Below are 17,642 nucleotides of genomic sequence, written 5' to 3'. Positions count from 1 at the left end.
GCCGGCCCATGGGCCGGCGTTGCTATGTCAAAACCTATTCGGCGACATCCGGACCGGCATCCGTCGCTGGTGCGGTCTCAGAGCCGGCTTCGGCACTGTCTTCGGTTTCTTCGTCCGCCTGCGGCTCCGAAATCCGCTCGACCGAAACCACCTTTTCACCTTCAGCCGTGTTGAAGATGGTCACGCCCTTGGTGGCGCGGCTGGCGAAACGGATGCCGTTGACGGGTACGCGGATAACCGTACCGCCGTCCGACACAAGCATGATCTGGTCGTCATTGCCGACCGGGAAGGTCGCCACGAGGCTGCCGATTTCAGCCGTCTTCGACACGTCGGTGGCACGGATGCCCTTGCCGCCGCGCCCGGTCAGGCGGAAGTCGTAGGACGAAGACCGCTTGCCATAGCCATATTCCGTCACCGTCAGCACGAACTGTTCGTGCGCCTTCAGGAATTCGTAGCGCTCGTCGGACAGTTCCGCCTCCTCACCAACCTCTTCATTGGTGAGCTGGATTTCTTCCTCCTCGCCGGCCGCGATGCCGGCGGCCACACGCCGTTCGGCGACAACGCGCTTCAGGTAGGCGGCGCGTTCGGCGGGCGGCGCATCGACATGCTCGATGACAGCCATCGAGATGACGCGGTCGGTGTCGGCCATGGCGATGCCACGCACGCCAACCGAATTGCGGCTCTGGAAGACGCGCACGTCGCTGACCGAGAAGCGGATGCACTGGCCGGAACTCGCGGTCAAAAGCACGTCGTCATTGTCGGTGCAGGTCTCGACGCCGAGGATCTCGTCGCCTTCCTCCTCCAGCTTCATCGCGATCTTGCCATTGCGGTTGACCTGGATGAAGTCCGAAAGCTTGTTGCGGCGCACGGTGCCGCGCGTGGTGGCGAACATCACGTCGAGCTCGCCCCAGCTGGTCTCATCCTCCGGCAGCGGCATGATGGTGGTAATGCGCTCGCCTTGCTCTAGCGGCAGCATGTTGATCAGCGCCTTGCCGCGTGACTGCGGATTGCCGATCGGCAGCCGCCAGACCTTTTCCTTGTAGACGATACCGCGCGAGGAGAAGAACAGCACCGGCGTGTGCGTGTTGGCCACGAACAGGCGGGTAACGAAATCCTCTTCCTTGGTCGACATGCCCGAGCGGCCCTTGCCACCCCGGCGCTGCGCCCGGTAGAGCGACAGCGGCACGCGCTTGATGTAGCCGGAATGGCTCACCGTCACGACCATGTCCTCGCGCTGGATCAGGTCCTCGTCTTCCATATCCGCCCCACCATCGGTGAGCTCGGTGCGGCGCGGCGTGCCGAATTCGTCGCGCACTGCGGCCAGTTCGTCCTTGACGATCTGCTGGATGCGCGCACGCGACGACAGGATGTCGAGGTAGTCCTTGATCTCGTCACCGATCGTATTGAGCTCATCGGCGATTTCATCACGACCAAGCGCTGTCAGGCGCTGCAGGCGCAGTTCGAGGATGGCACGTGCCTGTTCCTCGGACAGATTGTAGGTGCCATCCTCGTTGATGCGATGGCGCGGATCATCGATCAGCAGGATCAACGATTCGACGTCGCCGGAGGGCCAGCGCCGCTCCATCAACTGTTCACGCGCCGTCTGCGGATCCGGCGCGGTACGGATAAGCTTGATCACTTCGTCGATGTTGGCGACGGCAATGGCGAGGCCGACCAGGATGTGGGCTCGGTCACGCGCCTTGCGCAGCAGGAATTTTGTCCGGCGGCTGATCACCTCTTCGCGGAAGGTGACGAACGCCTTCAGCATGTCGGTCAGCGTCAGTATTTCCGGCTTGCCGCCGTTCAGCGCCACCATATTGGCGCCAAACGACGTCTGCAGAGGCGTGAAGCGGTAAAGCTGGTTGAGAATGACGTCGGCAACGGCGTCACGCTTCAGCTCGACGACGACGCGGTATCCCTGGCGGTCACTCTCGTCGCGAATGTCGGAAATGCCCTCGATGCGCTTGTCGCGCACCAGTTCGGCCATCTTCTCGATCATCGACGACTTGTTCACCTGATAGGGAACCTCGGTGATGATGATCGACTCACGGTCGTTGCCGCGCTGTTCGATGTTGACCTTGCCGCGCATGACAATGGAGCCGCGGCCGGTCGAATAGGCGCTGTAGATGCCGGAGCGGCCAAGCACGATGGCGCCGGTCGGGAAATCCGGCCCGGGGATGATCTCCATCAGCGCCGGCAGGTCGATCGCCGGGTTGTCGATGATGGCGATGGCGCCGTTGCAGATTTCGCTAAGATTGTGCGGCGGGATGTTGGTGGCCATGCCGACCGCGATGCCGCCGGAACCATTGACCAAGAGATTCGGGAACCGTGCCGGCAGAACCTTCGGTTCGCTGCCCGACGCATCATAAGTGTCCTGGAAGTCGACGGTGTCCTTGTCGATATCCTCTAGCAGTTCGTGCGCGACCTTGGTCAGCCGCGATTCGGTGTAGCGCATCGCCGCCGGCGGATCGCCGTCGATGGAACCAAAATTGCCCTGCCCGTCGATCAGCGGCACACGCAGCGACCAGTCCTGCGCCATGCGCACCAAGGCGTCATAGATCGAGGCGTCGCCATGCGGATGGTATTTACCCATCACGTCGGCGACCGGACGAGCCGACTTCACATATTTGCGGTTCCAGTGGTAGCCGCTCTCATGCGCGGCAAAGAGAATGCGGCGGTGGACCGGCTTCAAGCCATCGCGCACGTCGGGCAGCGCACGGCTGACGATCACGCTCATGGCGTAATCAAGATAGGAGCGCTGCATCTCCTCGATGATGGAGATCGGCTCGATGCCGGTAGGGCCGCCGTCGGCGCCGCGCGGTGTCTTTTGGTCGGTCAAATTGGATCACAATCTAATCAGGAATCACTTGACGCTTATATAGGAAGCGGCGGCGAAACTCCAATGATCGCAAGACTTTTCCAATGTCAATTTCGGTGGTAATTTCAAAAGGATACCGCTCATTGCGACGATATGGCCAACAAGCTTTTCGCCGCCACCAAGGCAAAAGCCGGCAATGGACCACAACCTCCCCAAGCAAAAGCCGCGAGCACCATGAATTGGAACCAATGGCTGCCTTTGCGGGCGCTCAGCGGGTGGCAGCCCCGGGATCTCAATGGCGATCTGATCGCGGGTCTGACATTGGCGGCGATCGCTATCCCCGAGCAGATGGCAACCGCCCGGCTCGGCGGCTTTGCTCCCGAGGTCGGTTTCTTCGCTTTTGTTGCCGGTTCGGTGGCGTTTGCCCTGTTCGGCGCCAACCGCCATCTCTCGGCCGGCGCGGATTCGACCATTACGCCGCTGTTTGCCGGCAGCCTGGCGCTGCTTGCCACTTCGGGATCGCCTCACTATCTGGCGCTGGCCGCCATGCTGGCACTGATGGTCGGGCTGATCGTGACACTCAGCGGTGTCTTTCGCCTCGGCTGGATCGCCGATCTCCTGTCGTTGCCGGTCACGACAGGATTCCTCGCCGGCATCGCCGTCCACATCATCGTTTCGCAGATGCCCGGACTGCTTGGCCTGCCCCCTGAAAGTGGTGAAACCCTACGGCGCGTCGGTGAGATCGCCGGCAGTCTCCATCTCACCAACCCCTGGAGCCTTGGGCTCGGCCTTGGCGTGTTTGCAATCGTGTTCGGTGCCGAACGCATCAGCGCCCGCATCCCCGGCGCCTTGATCGGCATGGTGCTTGCCACGACGGCTGTCGCCATCTTCGGCCTCAAGGGTCGCGGCGTCGAGGTGCTCGGCGCCCTGCCCAACGGCTTGCCGCAACCGGGCCTGCCGCTTGCCAGCCTTGACGATGTACAGGCGCTGGTGCCGCTGGCGTTGCTGATCGCCATCGTCGTCATGGTGCAGACGGCGGCCACCTCGCGCTCCTTCGTGCCGGAACAGGGCGACCCTGACGTCAATCGCGATTTCGTCGGTGTCGGCGCCGGCAGCATCGCGTCCAGCCTGTTCGGCGCCTTTGCCGTCAATGCCAGCCCACCGCGCACGGCCATCGTCTCCCAGTCGGGCGGCCGCTCGCAACTGTCAGGCCTTATCGCCGCGGCCATCGTGCTGGCGCTCGGCGCCTTTGGCGGCGGCCTGCTCGCCAATGTTCCGCAGGCCGCCCTTGCCGGTGTCCTGATGTTCGTTGCCCAGCACATACTGCGCTGGAAGGTGTTCGCCAATGTCTACCGGCAAGCGCCTGTCGAATTCTTGTTGATCCTGATCACCATGGCCGCAATCGTCGTGTTGCCGATCGAGACCGGCGTGGCGGTCGGTATCGGCCTGTCGCTGCTGCATGGGATATGGAGCGCGACCCGCACGCTGCCAATCGAGCTCGAACAGGTGCCGGGAACTTCCGTCTGGTGGCCGCCGGGCAAGCCCAGTGCTGGTGAACAACTCTCCGGCGTGCTGGTCGCGGCCTTCCAGGCGCCGCTGTCCTTCGTCAACGCCGACCGCTTCAAGCGCGGCCTTTGCGATCTCGTCGACGCCCGGAAAGAAAACGTGAAACTGGTCGTGCTGGAGGCCAGCAACATCGTCGAAATCGATTATACCGCCGCGCAGGCCCTGAAAGACACCATCACCCATTGCCGCAAGACGGGCGCCATTTTCGCCATCGCCCGGCTGGAATCGCTGCGCGCCCAGGCGGCTTTGGCGCGATTTGGCATTGCCGAACTCGTCGGCCCGCAGCGGATATTCCACAGTGTCGACGCGGCGATCAAATCGCTTGGTCCGAAGACACAGCAGCAGCAAGAACAGGATGGAGCGCCATGATTGACCCCCGAGCACCCTTTGTCACGCCGGTTCCCGTCGAGGAACTGAGGCCGACACAGATAACGGTCGGCATGAGAGAAGTGGCATTGAAGCGCCAGATGATCAGGGCGCAGGACGCCAGGAAGAAGACCGGCGCTTTTCTCGGCAAACACATGGTGCCGGTTGTATTGGGCCCCAAGAATCGCAATTACGTCACCGATCACCATCACCTCGCTCGCGCTCTGCTCGAGGAAGGCGTCAAGGACGTGCTTGTGACCGTGATCGGCGACCTGTCCGCTCTCGACAAGGACGCGTTTCTTTTCGTGCTCGACAACAAAGCCTGGATGCATCCGTTCGATGAGAACGGTCGGCGCCGCGATTACTCGGCAATTCCGAAGACAATCGGCGAGCTGGTCGATGATCCTTACCGTAGCATGGCGGGCGAACTGCGCAGAATGGGCGGCTTTGCCAAGGACACGACGCCGTTCAGCGAATTCATCTGGGCGGACTTCCTGCGTCGCCGGATCGCACGGGACGCGGTCGTGAAAGATTTCGACAAGGCGATGAAGGATGCCCTGGCGTTTGCCAAATCCAGGGATGCCGACTACCTTCCTGGCTGGTGCGGACCGACCACGGACTGAGACTAAAAGGTCGGCAAACAGACCTCTTTAGCGGCGGGCGCGGTAGCTGCCAGGCGTCGCGCCCATGTCACGCCGGAACCGCCTGTTGAAGGTCGAGAGGTCGTTGAACCCGGCATCGAAGGCGATCGCCGAGATCGTCTCGTCCGAAGAGCGCAGCCGCACCGCTGCTCGGTGCAGCCTAGTTCTCAGCAGAAATTGGTAAGGGGTCATGCCGGCGACCTGCCGGAATGTGCGCAGGAAATGGTACGGACTTGTCGCGGTCTGGCCAGCAAGCGCGGCAAGCGAAAGCGGCTGGTCACCGTCGATCTCGATGCGCCGAACGGCCTCGGCCACGCGTTTCTGGTCGCGGCGGCTTGGCGCTGGCGCCGCCTTGGCGAAACCAGAACTTGCAGCGACCACCGCACCGGCAAGGCGCAGGCCGAGTTCCTCGAAAGCGCCAGTCTCGTCCGCCTCGCGCGCCGCTTCGGCCTCGGCCAGCAACGGCGCCAGCACCGGCAAGGGCGGCAGGCGAGGTGCCGCGAAGGCGAGCTTCCTTGCTCCCGGAACATCGGCGACGATCCGTTCCAGACAGGCCGGCGTGAAATGGAAGGAAAGGCAGCGGTCGCCGCTGCCATGGTCATGGCCGCACTCGTAGCAGGTGCCTGAATTGCCAAGCAGGACGGCACCCGGCGCGAGCATCGCCGTGCCTTGGCTTGCACGATAGCGGAAGGTGCCGCTGGTGACCGCCGCGACGCAGAAATCCCTATGCTCTTCCTCAAACGGCCGATCCGCGGTGCCGGCGGTGCAGATCACATCCGACACCTGCCAGCCGGATCCCGATGCAATGGTGCGCGTGGTCGCCGTCATCACGCAGATATAGCAATATTTCCCAAGTCCAGAACCCGGCCATGGCCTATTGCCTGATCTCTCCTGACAAGCAGAGACCGCAACCATGCCTGACCAGTCTTCCTTTGCCGAGGCGCTGCACAGCGCAGGGCCTGCCAAGAACCTTGCCGAGAAGCTGAGACTTTACGGCCGCTTCGCCGGTGCCTGGACTTTTGATGCCGCGCGCTACCTGGAAGACGGCCAGGTGCTGACTGGACGCGGCGAGGTGCATTTCGGCTGGGTACTCGAGGGCCGTGCGATCCAGGACGTCTGGATCCTGCCAGCCCGCGACGCCGGTCCCTCGCCTTCGCTTGGCACCTGGACATTCCATGGCACGACGCTGCGCGTCTACGATCCCGACCTCGACGCCTGGCACATCTTCTGGAGCGATCCGCGCAATCAGTATTTCAGCCGGCAGCTTGGCCGGACCGAGGGCGACACCATCATCCAGGATGGCAATGACGGCATGGGCGGCTCGGTGCGCTGGAGCTTTTCACGGATCACCGAGGACACGTTCCGCTGGCTTGCCGAACGTTCGCACGACAATGGCGCGACCTGGCGGCTCGAAGTCGAATTCCTGGCGCGCCGCGCCACCCAGGCTTGATGACAAGGGAGAGAAAAATGCTTGATCACATCTCGATCGGTGTCCGCGACGCCGACGTCTCGAAGCGCTTCTATGACGCCGCGCTGAAACCGCTCGGCTATTCCTGCCTCAGCCAGTCGCCGGGTTCGCTGGGCTATGGCGCGCAGGGCGTGGCACTTTGGGTGAACGAAGCCGCGCACCCGGTGCCCGCGGATGACAAGTCCGGCCTGCATTTCTGCTTTTCGGCACCCACCCGCAAGAGCGTCGACGCGTTCCATGCCGGCGCCTTGCGCGCGGGCGGTCAGGACAATGGCTCTCCGGGCCTGCGCACGGACTATGGCGAAGACTACTACGCCGCTTTCGTCGTCGACCCAGATGGCTACAGGATAGAAGCCCACTGCAGCGCGGCGGAATAGGGCGAGAGCGCGCTGCGGATCGACCCTCATCGGCCTAGCAATACCTTCACCGCGCACGGTTTCCCTCGGATCGGCTTTGCTCTACGAATGAGCTGGTTCGGGAGTGCAGCGGTTCGGGCACCGCCCGGCAGGAGGGTCCGTGATGCCGAGCTTCGATAGCCTGTTCAACGCCTTCGTCACCATCCTCGTCACCATCGATCCGCCCGGCCTGGCGCCGCTGTTCCTCGCGGTGACACGCGGCATGAACCGCGAGGAGCGCCAGCAGGTTTCCGTCCGCGCCTCCATCATCGGCTTCCTGGTCATGGCGCTGTTTGCTGTTGCCGGTGCATCGATCCTGTCGGTGTTCGGCATCACACTGCCGGCCTTCCGCGTCGCCGGCGGCTTCCTGTTGTTCTTCATCGCCTTCGAGATGGTGTTCGAGCGCCGTCAGGACCGCAAGGAGAAGATCGGCGACGTCGCCATCACCAAGGACATGATCCACAACATCGCCGCCTTCCCGCTGGCGATCCCGCTGATCGCCGGGCCCGGCGCGATTTCGGCAACAGTGCTTCTATCTGGCTCGTTTCAGGGCTTTGCTGCCCAGGCGGCACTGGTCGGCATCATATTCGTCTGCCTGGCCATCACCTACCTGGTGTTCGTGCTGTCCGAGCGCATCGACCGTATCCTCGGCCAGACCGGCCGCTCGATCCTGACACGCCTGCTCGGCGTTATCCTGGCAGCGCTCGCCGTGCAGTTTGTCGCTGACGGCATCAAGGCGTTGATGGCGAGCTGATCCGGCTTTCAGAAACAACGACCGCACGTCTTACGCCGGAGGCTGCTTTTCCGGCTGCCAAGTTGCCTACTTCGCGGTCGTGTCGATGACTTCGAAATCGTGGGTAATCGTAGCTGTCTTGGCCAGCATCGCGGAGGCCGAACAGTATTTCTCGATCGACAGGTCGATCGCCCGTTTCACCTTGTCATGCGAGAGCGCCCTGCCCTTGACGACGAAATGCATATGGATGCGCGTGAACACTTTTGGCTCGGTTTCGGCCCGGTCGGCATCGAGTTCGACCACGCAGTCCTCGATCGCCTCGCGCCCTTTTTCTAGGATATGGACGACATCATAGGCCGAGCAGCCGCCGGTGCCGATCAACACCAGTTCCATCGGGCTCGGGCCAGGCGTCTTGCCTTCCGATCCGAAAGCGGTTCCCAGGACAACCTTGTGGCCGCTGCCGGATTCACCGACGAAGGTGCGTTCCTCGACCCATTTTACACGTGCCTTCACTGAACTCTTCCTTTCAGAACAATCTCTCTGTCGCCGCGAGCGATCAATTGAGAACGCAAAACCCCGAAAGTCCATGAGGGACTCCCGGGGCTTCAAGCGTGATTTCAATCAACGTGGCGTTCGTCGTTCAGAACTGCCTACGATCAAAATGGAATTTCGTCGTCCAGCTCGCGCGACGAACCGCCGCCACCGCCGCCCCTGGGGGCGCCACCGCCACGGTTGAAGCCCTCACTCGGGCTGGACTGGCCGAAATCCGAACCGCGGCTGCTGCCGCCACCGGAATAGCCGCCGACTTGGCCGCCCTCGCCCTGGCCGCGCGCGTCGAGCATCTGCAACTCGCCGCGGAATTTCTGCAGCACAACTTCCGTCGTGTACTTGTCGGCGCCGGTCTGGTCCTGCCACTTGCGCGTCTGCAATTGGCCCTCGACATAGACCTTCATGCCCTTCTTCAAATACTGCTCGGCAACCTTGGCGAGCTGGTCGTTGAAGATGACGACGTTATGCCACTCGGTCTTTTCCTTGCGCTCGCCGGAATTCTTGTCGCGCCAGCTTTCCGACGTGGCGATGCGGATGTTGACGACCGGCTCGCCCGAGTTCAGGCGGCGGATTTCCGGATCCGCACCGAGATTGCCCACCAGAATGACCTTGTTGACGCTACCCGCCATGATTTTTCTCCGCGCTCATCCGAAACTAATTTTTTGTTGGCGCACCTTACAGGCTGCGGACCATCCCCGCCTGCTGTGGCTGCCTTTTCCCACAAGGTTTTTGTTCTCTTTTCGTTCTAGGTTTATTAGCACCCGCTGTCAAGGAATGTCAGCAATCGTCGGGAGATGCTGGTCCGATTCATATGGGCGCCAAAACACCGCTTGCCAAATCAATAAGTATCGACTTATGCTTTTGCCATGATCGAAGCCGAGATTTTCCGCGCCCTTGCCGACCCGACACGCCGCGCCGTCTTTGAACGGCTGGCCGCCGGCGAGATGACCGTGTCGGAATTGCGCAGCGGCATGACGGTGTCGCAGCCGGCCGTGTCGCAACACCTCGCGGTGTTGCGCGGCGCCGGCCTCGTCGTCGAGCGGCGCGCCGGCCGCAACGCCTATTATCGTGCCGACCCGCAAGGGCTCAGCCCCCTGCTCGGCTGGATCGAGCGCTACCGGACCTTCTGGCCCGAACGGATCGAGAAGCTGAAGACTGTTTTGAAGGACATGGACCAATGACGGAACAAGCTCATTCGACTTCTCGGGCGAAGGCGGCACCCGACGCGATCGAGTTCACCTGTGATTTGCCGGAGCCACCGGAAAAAGTTTGGCGGGCGTTGACGGTGCCGGAACTGTTAGCCGCCTGGATGATGCCGAACGACATCAAACCCGAAATCGGCAACCGCTTCGCCTTCGCCAAGGCTGATGCCCCGATTGAATGCCAGGTTCTGGATGCCGAGCCGGGACGGCTGCTGCGCTACTCCTGGCGAGAGAAAGGCTCCGGGCGGGAGAAAGACACCGACACGGCATTTGACAGCATCGTCACCTTCACGCTCGATCGCACCACATCCGGCGGCACCCATCTGCGCATCATCCACGGTGGCTTTGCGCTGGTTGCCCATTCGTCGATCACCGTGGCTGGAGCCGATTGCCGGCTTTCGCTGCGCGCCGCCAGCAGCACGACGCCGGCCCTTGCCGCGAACAGCCCTTACCTCATGTCGCTTGCGGCGTGACTTCGAAAATATTTCAAACACTTATCAAAACAGCCTGACAAAGGAGACCAAGCGATGGCTGGCATTGCCAATCTGGTGCCGATGGTGATCGAGCAGTCGAGCCGCGGCGAGCGCGCCTTCGACATATTTTCCCGATTGCTGCGCGAGCGCATCATCTTCGTCAACGGCGAGATCAACGACGACACCTCGGCGCTGGTCTGCGCGCAACTCCTGTCGCTGGAATCGGACAATCCCGAAAAGGAGATATCGCTCTACATCAACTCGCCCGGCGGCGTGGTGACCAGCGGCTTCGCCATCTACGACACCATGCAATATGTCAGTTGCCCTGTTTCCACCGTGTGCATGGGCTTTGCCGCTTCGATGGGGTCGTTCCTGCTCATGGCGGGCGCGCCCGGGCGCCGGATCTCCCTGCCGAACGCCACCATCCTGCTGCATCAGCCACTGGGCGGATTCCAGGGCCAGGCCTCCGACATCCTGCGCCACGCCGAGCGCATCGGGCGGACAAAACGGCATATGACGGAACTCTACGCCCAGCATTGCGGCCGCAGCTACGAAGAAGTCGAACGCACGCTCGACCGCGACCATTTCATGACTGCCCGCGAGGCCCAGGCCTGGGGCATCGTCGACCACGTCTTCGACACGCGCAAGCAGGCGGCATGACGGAACGTGGCATGACCGGAAGGTGACCGGCGCCGCGGCGATGACCAAGAGTTCAACGGCTGAAGTCTGGCATCGCCGGCGCCTGGGCACTATAGTTGACGCATGATCGACAGCATTTCCACTCGAATTTTCCGCTCCTGTGCCGGCGCTTTCATAGGTTTGATCACGTTGACTGGCGCTGCGATTGCCACCGATAACGCGGCGTCGAACAATGCCTTGCCGGGCGTGACTGGCGACTACCGCATCGCCAAACCAGCTCCAGTGCCCGAGCCGGATGACGCCGCGCCGGGCACTGGTGGAACTCAGTTCAAGGTCGGCGATACCGACGTCAGGATTTCCGGCAGCATAACCATCGATGTCGGTGCCGGCGGCGCCAAAGCTTCGCAGCGATAGCAGACCAAAGGGTCAGCCGGCCCTTGCAGCACGATCCTAGCCGTCCTGAACAACCCGACATACCGCACAAATGAACAGCCCCGCCGCTGCTTCCGCAAACGGACGGGGCTTTATGGATATCAAATCCACTTTCGTCGGGAATGTTTTACCGACTTTTGATTTCGGATGCTACGCGGCTTCAGCCGACGATCCGACAAACAGTCTCTGATTTTCGTGGGGATCGGCAGGTCACGGTTTGTCGGGTGGCGAAAACGCTAAACCCTGGCACTTATGCCTGCCGCGGCTCCAGTGATACCTGGAACCCTGGGGGACTATCCGGTGGCGTCATGGCTCCGCTCCTCTGTCCGTTGCGACTTTTGTCGTCCGAAGCGCTAATCGCAAAAGCCCGCGGCGTCTCGCAGGCCGCCTCTGGGCGGCGAGGCCATCGAAAGACGGCCGGCTCCGTTGACTTCTGAAGTCTGCTCCCGCGACGCCCAGACGTCAACCTTTCAATAGCCGGTTACAAAAAACGTGATCGGCAACCGGCCTCAAGCGCCCACTCGATACACAGGTTTTGTCAGGAGCGTGTTCAGCCTTTGTTCTTTCCGCTTGCTCGCCCGCGCGAAAGGCGGTTAAACGGTTTTTGTCGAGAGTTGTGGCTTCTCTCGACGTGGCGGCAAAAAGACCTACATAGGGGATGGCCGGGAAGAACCCGCCTATCCCATGAATTCCAGACCTGAGGCGGCGACCGGCGATGGCCGACCATAAATTTCTTTCCATTCGCGGGGCGCGCGAACACAATTTGAAGAATGTCGATCTCGACCTGCCGCGTGACAGCCTGATTGTCATGACCGGCCTGTCGGGTTCCGGCAAGTCATCACTCGCTTTCGACACCATCTATGCCGAAGGCCAGCGCCGCTACGTCGAAAGCCTGTCGGCTTACGCCCGGCAATTCCTCGAAATGATGCAGAAGCCGGATGTCGACCAGATCGACGGCCTGTCGCCTGCCATCTCCATCGAGCAGAAGACCACTTCGAAAAATCCGCGCTCGACGGTCGGCACCGTCACTGAAATCTATGACTATATGCGCCTGCTGTTCGCGCGCGTCGGCATTCCCTATTCGCCGGCCACCGGTCTGCCGATCGAGAGCCAGACGGTCAGCCAGATGGTCGACCGCGTGTTGGCGATCGAGGAAGGCACCCGCCTGTTCATCCTGGCGCCGATGGTGCGCGGCCGCAAAGGCGAGTACCGCAAGGAACTGCTGGAGCTGCAGAAGAAGGGCTTTCAGCGCGTCAAGGTCGATGGCGTCTTCTACGAGATCGCTGACGTTCCGGCGCTCGACAAGAAATACAAGCATGACCTCGACGTCGTCGTCGACCGCATCGTCGTGCGCGGTGATCTGGCGACGCGCCTGGCAGATTCCATCGAGACCGCGCTGAAGCTCGCCGATGGCCTTGCCGTCGCGGAATTCGCCGACAAGCCGCTCGACGCCAGCCAGACCGGCGAGGACTCGGTCAACAAGTCGAAGAACGAGACGCATGAGCGCATCCTGTTCTCGGAAAAGTTCGCCTGTCCGGTGTCCGGCTTCACCATCCCCGAAATCGAGCCGCGGCTGTTCTCCTTCAACAACCCGTTCGGCGCTTGCCCGACCTGCGACGGTCTCGGCAGCCAACGCGCCATCGACGCCAGCCTGATCGTGCCCGACGAGAATGTCTCGCTGCGCGACGGGGCCGTCAGCCCGTGGGCGAAATCGACCTCGCCTTATTATTCGCAGACGCTTGATGCGCTCGGCAAGGCCTACGGTTTCAAGCTCGGCGACAAGTTCAAGGACCTGACCACCGAGGCGCAGGAGGCGATCCTGCGCGGCACCGGCGAGCGCGAAGTCACCTTCCAGTATGATGACGGCCTGCGCTCCTACAAGACCACCAAGACCTTCGAAGGCGTCATTCCAAACCTTGAGCGCCGCTGGAAGGAAACCGAATCCGCCTGGATGCGCGAAGAGATCGAGCGCTTTATGTCGGCCACGCCCTGCCCGGTCTGCAAAGGCTACCGGCTGAAACCCGAGTCGCTGGCGGTGAAGATCGCCGGCAAACACATTGGCGAAGTAACCGAACTGTCGATCCGCAAGGCCGACCAGTGGTTTACCGACCTGCCGGCATCGCTCAACGACAAGCAGAACGAGATCGCGGTGCGCGTGCTCAAGGAGATCCGCGAGCGGCTGCGCTTTCTCAACGACGTCGGGCTCGACTACCTGACGCTGTCGCGCAATTCCGGCACGCTGTCGGGCGGCGAGAGCCAGCGCATTCGCCTGGCCTCGCAGATCGGCTCCGGCCTGACCGGCGTGCTCTATGTGCTCGACGAGCCATCGATCGGCCTGCATCAGCGCGACAATGCGCGCCTGCTCGACACGCTGAAGCACCTGCGCGACATCGGCAACACGGTCATCGTCGTCGAGCACGACGAAGATGCGATCCTTCATGCAGACTATGTGGTCGACATGGGTCCGGCCGCCGGCATCCATGGCGGCGAGATCATCGCGCAAGGCACGCCACAGCAGGTGATGGCCAATCCCAATTCGATCACCGGCAAATATCTGTCGGGCGCACTGGAGGTGGCAACGCCAGGTGCGCGGCGCGAGGCCAAGAAGAACCGGCGCCTGAAGGTGGTCGGTGCGCGCGGCAACAACCTGAAGAACGTTACCGCTGAAATTCCGCTCGGCACCTTCACCGCCGTGACCGGCGTCTCCGGTGGTGGCAAGTCGACCTTCCTGATCGAGACCTTGTTCAAGGCGGCGTCGCGCCGCATCATGGGCTCGCGCGAGCATCCGGCCGAACACGACCGCATCGAAGGCCTCGAGTTCCTCGACAAGGTCATCGACATCGACCAATCGCCGATCGGCCGGACACCGCGTTCCAACCCGGCGACCTATACCGGCGCCTTTACGCCGATCCGCGACTGGTTCGCGGGTCTTCCGGAGGCCAAGGCGCGCGGCTACCAGCCCGGCCGCTTCTCGTTCAACGTCAAGGGCGGCCGCTGCGAAGCCTGCCAAGGCGATGGCGTCATCAAGATCGAGATGCACTTCCTGCCCGACGTCTACGTCACCTGTGACGTCTGCCATGGCAAGCGTTACAACCGCGAAACGCTCGACGTGATGTTCAAGGGCAAGTCGATCGCCGACGTGCTCGACATGACGGTCGAGGAAGGCGTCGACTTCTTTGCCGCCGTACCTGGCGTGCGCGACAAGCTGGAGACGCTGAAGCAGGTCGGCCTCGGCTATATCCACATCGGCCAGCAGGCAACGACACTGTCCGGCGGTGAAGCGCAGCGCATCAAGCTGGCCAAGGAACTGTCGCGCAAGGCGACCGGCAAGACGCTCTACATTCTGGACGAGCCAACCACCGGCCTGCATTTCCATGATGTCGCGAAACTCCTGGAAGTGCTGCACGAGTTGGTCGATCAGGGCAACACGGTGGTGGTCATCGAGCACAATCTTGAAGTGATCAAGACCGCCGACTGGGTGCTCGACCTCGGCCCCGAGGGCGGCGACGGTGGCGGCGAACTGGTGGCATCCGGCACGCCGGAAGCCATCGTGCGCGAAAAGCGCAGCTACACCGGCCAGTTCCTCAAGGAGCTTCTGGAGCGGCGCCCCGGAGGCAAGCGCGAAGCGGCGGAGTGAGCGAGCAGTCATGCAGCGTCCGGAGGATCAAATGAGGATCAGAAAGGCGCTTGCCACCGATCTACCAATCGTTGTCTCACTGACCACGGCTGCTTACGCGCCATACACAGCGCTGTTCGGCGCACCGCCCATGCCGGTTACCGAGGATTACGCGCCGCGCATAACCGAAGGAGAGGTCTGGCTTCTGGAGAGCGGCGACGAGCTTGCAGGACTGATCACGCTCGAACGCCATCCCGACCACGCAATGATCTTCTCGGTCGCCGTCGCGCCTGGCTTTCAGGGCAAGGGCTTCGGCACCGCGCTGCTCAATCACGCCGATGAACAGGCCCGTCTCTGGGGTCTGCCTGAAGTGCGGCTCTATACCAACGCCAAGATGGAGCGAAACATCGCGCTTTATCTCGCTTACGGCTATCGCGAAACGGGTCGCCGGGCCAATCCCTATCGGCCAGGGTGGATACTCGTCGACATGGCCAAACCAATCGGCAAGGCCACAGAGGCCTGATCTTTCAGAACTCGGGAGGACGACAATGAGCAAATCAGGAACAATCCGCTCCGGCATGGGCGGCTGGACCTTCGAGCCCTGGGACACGTCCTTCTATCCGGACAAGCTATCGAAGGCGAAGCAGCTGCAATATGCCTCCCGCCAAGTACCAAGCATCGAGGTCAACGGCACCTACTATTCCAGCTTCAAGGAGCCGACCTTCGTCAAGTGGGCCAACGAAGCGCCTGACGGTTTTGTCTATGCCTTGAAGGGCAATCGCTTTGTCACCAATCGCCGCGTGCTTGGCGAGGCGGGCGAGTCGATGATGCGCTTCCTCGGTTCGGGCGTTGCGGCCTTGGGCGAGAAACTCGGTCCGATCCTGTGGCAGTTCGCGCCGACCAAAAAATTCGACCCGGATGATTTCGAGGCCTTCCTTAAATTGTTGCCGGAAAAACAGGATGGTGTTGCCTTGCGCCACGCGGTCGAAGTCCGCAATGACAGCTTCATCGTGCCGGAATTCGCCACTCTGGTGCGCAAATACAAGACGGCAATCGTCTACGCTGACCATGCCAAATACCCTGATATCGCCGACGTTACCGGTGATTTCGTCTATGCGCGCCTGCAGACCGGCAGTGACGACAATACCGACTGCTACACACCGAAGGGGCTCGACGAGTGGGCCGCGCGGGTCAAGACATGGGCAGAGGGCAAGCAACCGGCTGATCTACGGCGCGCCGATCCCGCGACCGATGCGCCGTTGCAGCCGCGCGACGTGTTCGTCTACTTCATCACCGAGGGTAAGGTGCGTGCGCCATTCGGCGCGATGGCACTGATGGAGCGGGTGACGGCCTGACCAACGTCTGGTGGCCCAGTCTACGCTCAGAGCGCGTCTCATATGCGTTCCAAGCGTAGCAAGGCTTTGAAACGTGGCATATTCAGCGCCATCGTAACCTTATCGACACTTCCTTGCTGCATGAATCCAGTCACGCCAAGTGGCAGAGCTGGAACCGCCACCGGCTGGGAACGAGGGGCATGTCGCTCGACTACACTTCACTTCTGCTGGCGGTCGGTTTTTCCGCCGCCTGCCTGAGCCTGACGCTGTTTGGCATGTGGCTGACCGCTCGCTCGGAGCGCTTCCTGCTGACCTGGGCGATCAGCCTGCTTTTGGTGGTCGGCGACATTTTTGTCTATGACGCCTATATCGAGATGCCTGGGCGCCTGCTTGGCGTTGCGACCCTGGCTTTCCTCTTGCTCGGCTTTTCAGCCATGCTGGGCGCCGCTTATCAATTCAGGACGGGCGGATCGCCGATGCGGCGGATGCTGATTGGCAGCGGTATTTCCCTGGGGGCCGCGCTGCCGCCGATGGCGCTCGGCTATGATGGCCTCGGCTTTCTGTTCGAAAACATGTTCGCGGCCTTGCTCCTCTTCGCCACGGCCTACGAATACTGGAAGGGCCGCGACGAGGCCCCTGCCCTGACGATTGGCATCACGGCGCTCTATTCCGCCACCGCCGCATCCTTCGCACTCTGCGCCTTGGTTCTTGCCTGGGACGGAAAACTGATCCTTGGCCACGCGCCGAGCAACTGGGCCGAGGAACTGAGCCTCATCGTCGTCATCGCCAGCATGACCGGTATCGGCGCATTGTCGCTGGCGCTCAATCAGGGGCGGCTGGCCAGGCATCATCGTCACAACGCTCTGACCGACCCGCTGACCGGCCTGCTCAATCGCCGGGCCCTGTTCGACTTGCATGGCAACGCCCCGGTCGGCGCCTTCACCGCGGTGGTGGTTTTCGATCTCGATAGTTTCAAGGCCATCAACGACAGTTTTGGGCACGCCGCCGGCGATGCGGTGCTGAAGGTCTTCGCCAGGAAGCTCTCCGACAATCTTCGTCCGGCCGATGTCGCCGCACGCATGGGTGGCGAGGAATTCGCCCTGGTGCTGAAACGGACACTGCCTGAAACGGTGGAGGAAACCGCCGAGCATATAAGGGCTGCATTCGCCGCGCACCGGATCGAAACCGAGACAGGTTCCGTGACCTGCACGGTCAGTGCTGGATTTGCTTTCGGCAGCAAGGAAGGCACCAGCTTCGACAAGGTGTTGAGCGCTGCCGACAAGGCTCTCTATGCCGCGAAGCGCAGCGGCCGCAACCGCGTCACCGCCTCGCCGTTCCGGCGCGTGGGCTAGTCGCCTATATGGCGCGGCGGGCTTGACCCGCCGGACTTTGCTGTGGAGCGATTATGAG

General features: G+C 62.1%; 17 protein-coding genes. 13 read left to right on the top strand and 4 right to left on the bottom strand.

Features of this window, described 5'->3' with window-relative positions; genetic code table 11:
* Nucleotides 1–34: 34 nt before the first annotated feature.
* Nucleotides 35–2,839 (bottom strand): DNA gyrase subunit A, encoded by a 2,805-nt coding sequence (gene gyrA, locus GA829_RS20445; protein ID WP_195174489.1) that lies wholly within the window; start codon nucleotides 2,837–2,839, stop codon nucleotides 35–37.
* A gap of 213 nt (nucleotides 2,840–3,052) precedes the next feature.
* On the opposite strand from gyrA, the gene GA829_RS20440 reads away from it, so the two are divergent.
* Both GA829_RS20440 and GA829_RS20435 read left to right on the top strand, forming a co-directional pair.
* Nucleotides 3,053–4,753, top strand: a complete 1,701-nt coding sequence (locus GA829_RS20440) for a SulP family inorganic anion transporter (RefSeq protein ID WP_195179743.1) — start codon at nucleotides 3,053–3,055, stop codon at nucleotides 4,751–4,753.
* Nucleotides 4,750–5,373, top strand: a complete 624-nt coding sequence (locus tag GA829_RS20435) for a ParB-like protein (protein ID WP_195174488.1) — start codon at nucleotides 4,750–4,752, stop codon at nucleotides 5,371–5,373. The genes GA829_RS20440 and GA829_RS20435 overlap by 4 nt, the downstream gene beginning before the upstream one ends.
* 27 nt (nucleotides 5,374–5,400) lie before the next feature.
* On the opposite strand, the gene GA829_RS20430 is transcribed toward GA829_RS20435, so the two are convergent.
* Nucleotides 5,401–6,219, bottom strand: a complete 819-nt coding sequence (locus GA829_RS20430; RefSeq protein WP_195174487.1) for a helix-turn-helix transcriptional regulator — start codon at nucleotides 6,217–6,219, stop codon at nucleotides 5,401–5,403.
* Between the two features lie 85 nt (nucleotides 6,220–6,304).
* On the opposite strand from GA829_RS20430, the gene GA829_RS20425 reads away from it, so the two are divergent.
* The 3 genes from GA829_RS20425 to GA829_RS20415 all read left to right on the top strand — a co-directional run bounded on the left by GA829_RS20425 (nucleotide 6,305) and on the right by GA829_RS20415 (nucleotide 8,008).
* Complete coding sequence (locus tag GA829_RS20425; RefSeq protein WP_195174486.1) at nucleotides 6,305–6,841, top strand: hypothetical protein; 537 nt, start codon at nucleotides 6,305–6,307, stop codon at nucleotides 6,839–6,841.
* Nucleotides 6,842–6,858: 17 nt separating this feature from the next.
* Complete coding sequence (locus GA829_RS20420) at nucleotides 6,859–7,236, top strand: VOC family protein (RefSeq protein WP_195174485.1); 378 nt, start codon at nucleotides 6,859–6,861, stop codon at nucleotides 7,234–7,236.
* Between the two features lie 142 nt (nucleotides 7,237–7,378).
* Nucleotides 7,379–8,008 (top strand): MarC family protein, encoded by a 630-nt coding sequence (locus GA829_RS20415; protein WP_140569344.1) that lies wholly within the window; start codon nucleotides 7,379–7,381, stop codon nucleotides 8,006–8,008.
* 66 nt (nucleotides 8,009–8,074) lie between these two features.
* Here the strand turns inward: GA829_RS20415 and GA829_RS20410 are convergent, their stop codons facing one another.
* Nucleotides 8,075–8,500, bottom strand: coding sequence for an OsmC family protein (locus GA829_RS20410; RefSeq protein ID WP_195174484.1), 426 nt, complete (start codon nucleotides 8,498–8,500; stop codon nucleotides 8,075–8,077).
* A 143-nt stretch (nucleotides 8,501–8,643) separates the two neighbouring features.
* On the bottom strand, nucleotides 8,644–9,165 hold the full coding sequence (locus GA829_RS20405; protein WP_195174483.1) for a single-stranded DNA-binding protein: 522 nt from the start codon (nucleotides 9,163–9,165) through the stop codon (nucleotides 8,644–8,646).
* A 237-nt stretch (nucleotides 9,166–9,402) separates the two neighbouring features.
* Between GA829_RS20405 and GA829_RS20400 the strand changes: the two genes are divergently transcribed.
* The 8 genes from GA829_RS20400 (at nucleotide 9,403) to GA829_RS20365 (ending at nucleotide 17,584) form a co-directional block, all read left to right on the top strand.
* Nucleotides 9,403–9,717: an ArsR/SmtB family transcription factor gene (locus tag GA829_RS20400; RefSeq protein ID WP_195174482.1), complete on the top strand. Its 315-nt coding sequence runs from the start codon at nucleotides 9,403–9,405 to the stop codon at nucleotides 9,715–9,717.
* Nucleotides 9,714–10,211: an SRPBCC family protein gene (locus GA829_RS20395; protein WP_195174481.1), complete on the top strand. Its 498-nt coding sequence runs from the start codon at nucleotides 9,714–9,716 to the stop codon at nucleotides 10,209–10,211. The genes GA829_RS20400 and GA829_RS20395 overlap by 4 nt, the downstream gene beginning before the upstream one ends.
* Before the next feature lie 54 nt (nucleotides 10,212–10,265).
* Nucleotides 10,266–10,871 carry an ATP-dependent Clp protease proteolytic subunit gene (locus GA829_RS20390; protein ID WP_195174480.1) on the top strand — a complete coding sequence of 202 codons (606 nt, stop codon included), beginning with the start codon at nucleotides 10,266–10,268 and terminating at the stop codon, nucleotides 10,869–10,871.
* Nucleotides 10,872–11,039: 168 nt separating this feature from the next.
* A complete protein-coding gene (locus GA829_RS20385) occupies nucleotides 11,040–11,264 on the top strand; it encodes a hypothetical protein (RefSeq protein ID WP_195179900.1) in 225 nt (74 codons plus the stop codon).
* Nucleotides 11,265–11,997: 733 nt separating this feature from the next.
* Complete coding sequence (uvrA, locus tag GA829_RS20380) at nucleotides 11,998–14,919, top strand: excinuclease ABC subunit UvrA (RefSeq protein WP_195174479.1); 2,922 nt, start codon at nucleotides 11,998–12,000, stop codon at nucleotides 14,917–14,919.
* Nucleotides 14,920–14,950: 31 nt separating this feature from the next.
* On the top strand, nucleotides 14,951–15,421 hold the full coding sequence (locus GA829_RS20375; RefSeq protein ID WP_195174478.1) for a GNAT family N-acetyltransferase: 471 nt from the start codon (nucleotides 14,951–14,953) through the stop codon (nucleotides 15,419–15,421).
* Nucleotides 15,422–15,446: 25 nt separating this feature from the next.
* The gene (locus GA829_RS20370; protein ID WP_195174477.1) at nucleotides 15,447–16,253 is read left to right on the top strand and encodes a DUF72 domain-containing protein; all 807 of its coding nucleotides are present in this window, start codon (nucleotides 15,447–15,449) and stop codon (nucleotides 16,251–16,253) included.
* 179 nt (nucleotides 16,254–16,432) lie between these two features.
* A complete protein-coding gene (locus GA829_RS20365; protein WP_195174476.1) occupies nucleotides 16,433–17,584 on the top strand; it encodes a GGDEF domain-containing protein in 1,152 nt (383 codons plus the stop codon).
* The last annotated feature ends 58 nt before the right edge of the window (nucleotides 17,585–17,642 follow it).

The sequence above is a fragment of the Mesorhizobium sp. INR15 genome (genome assembly GCF_015500075.1).
Taxonomy (GTDB): domain Bacteria; phylum Pseudomonadota; class Alphaproteobacteria; order Rhizobiales; family Rhizobiaceae; genus Mesorhizobium.
The sequence above is the reverse complement of the archived record's forward strand: the minus strand, read 5'-3'. Positions and strand labels throughout refer to the sequence as shown.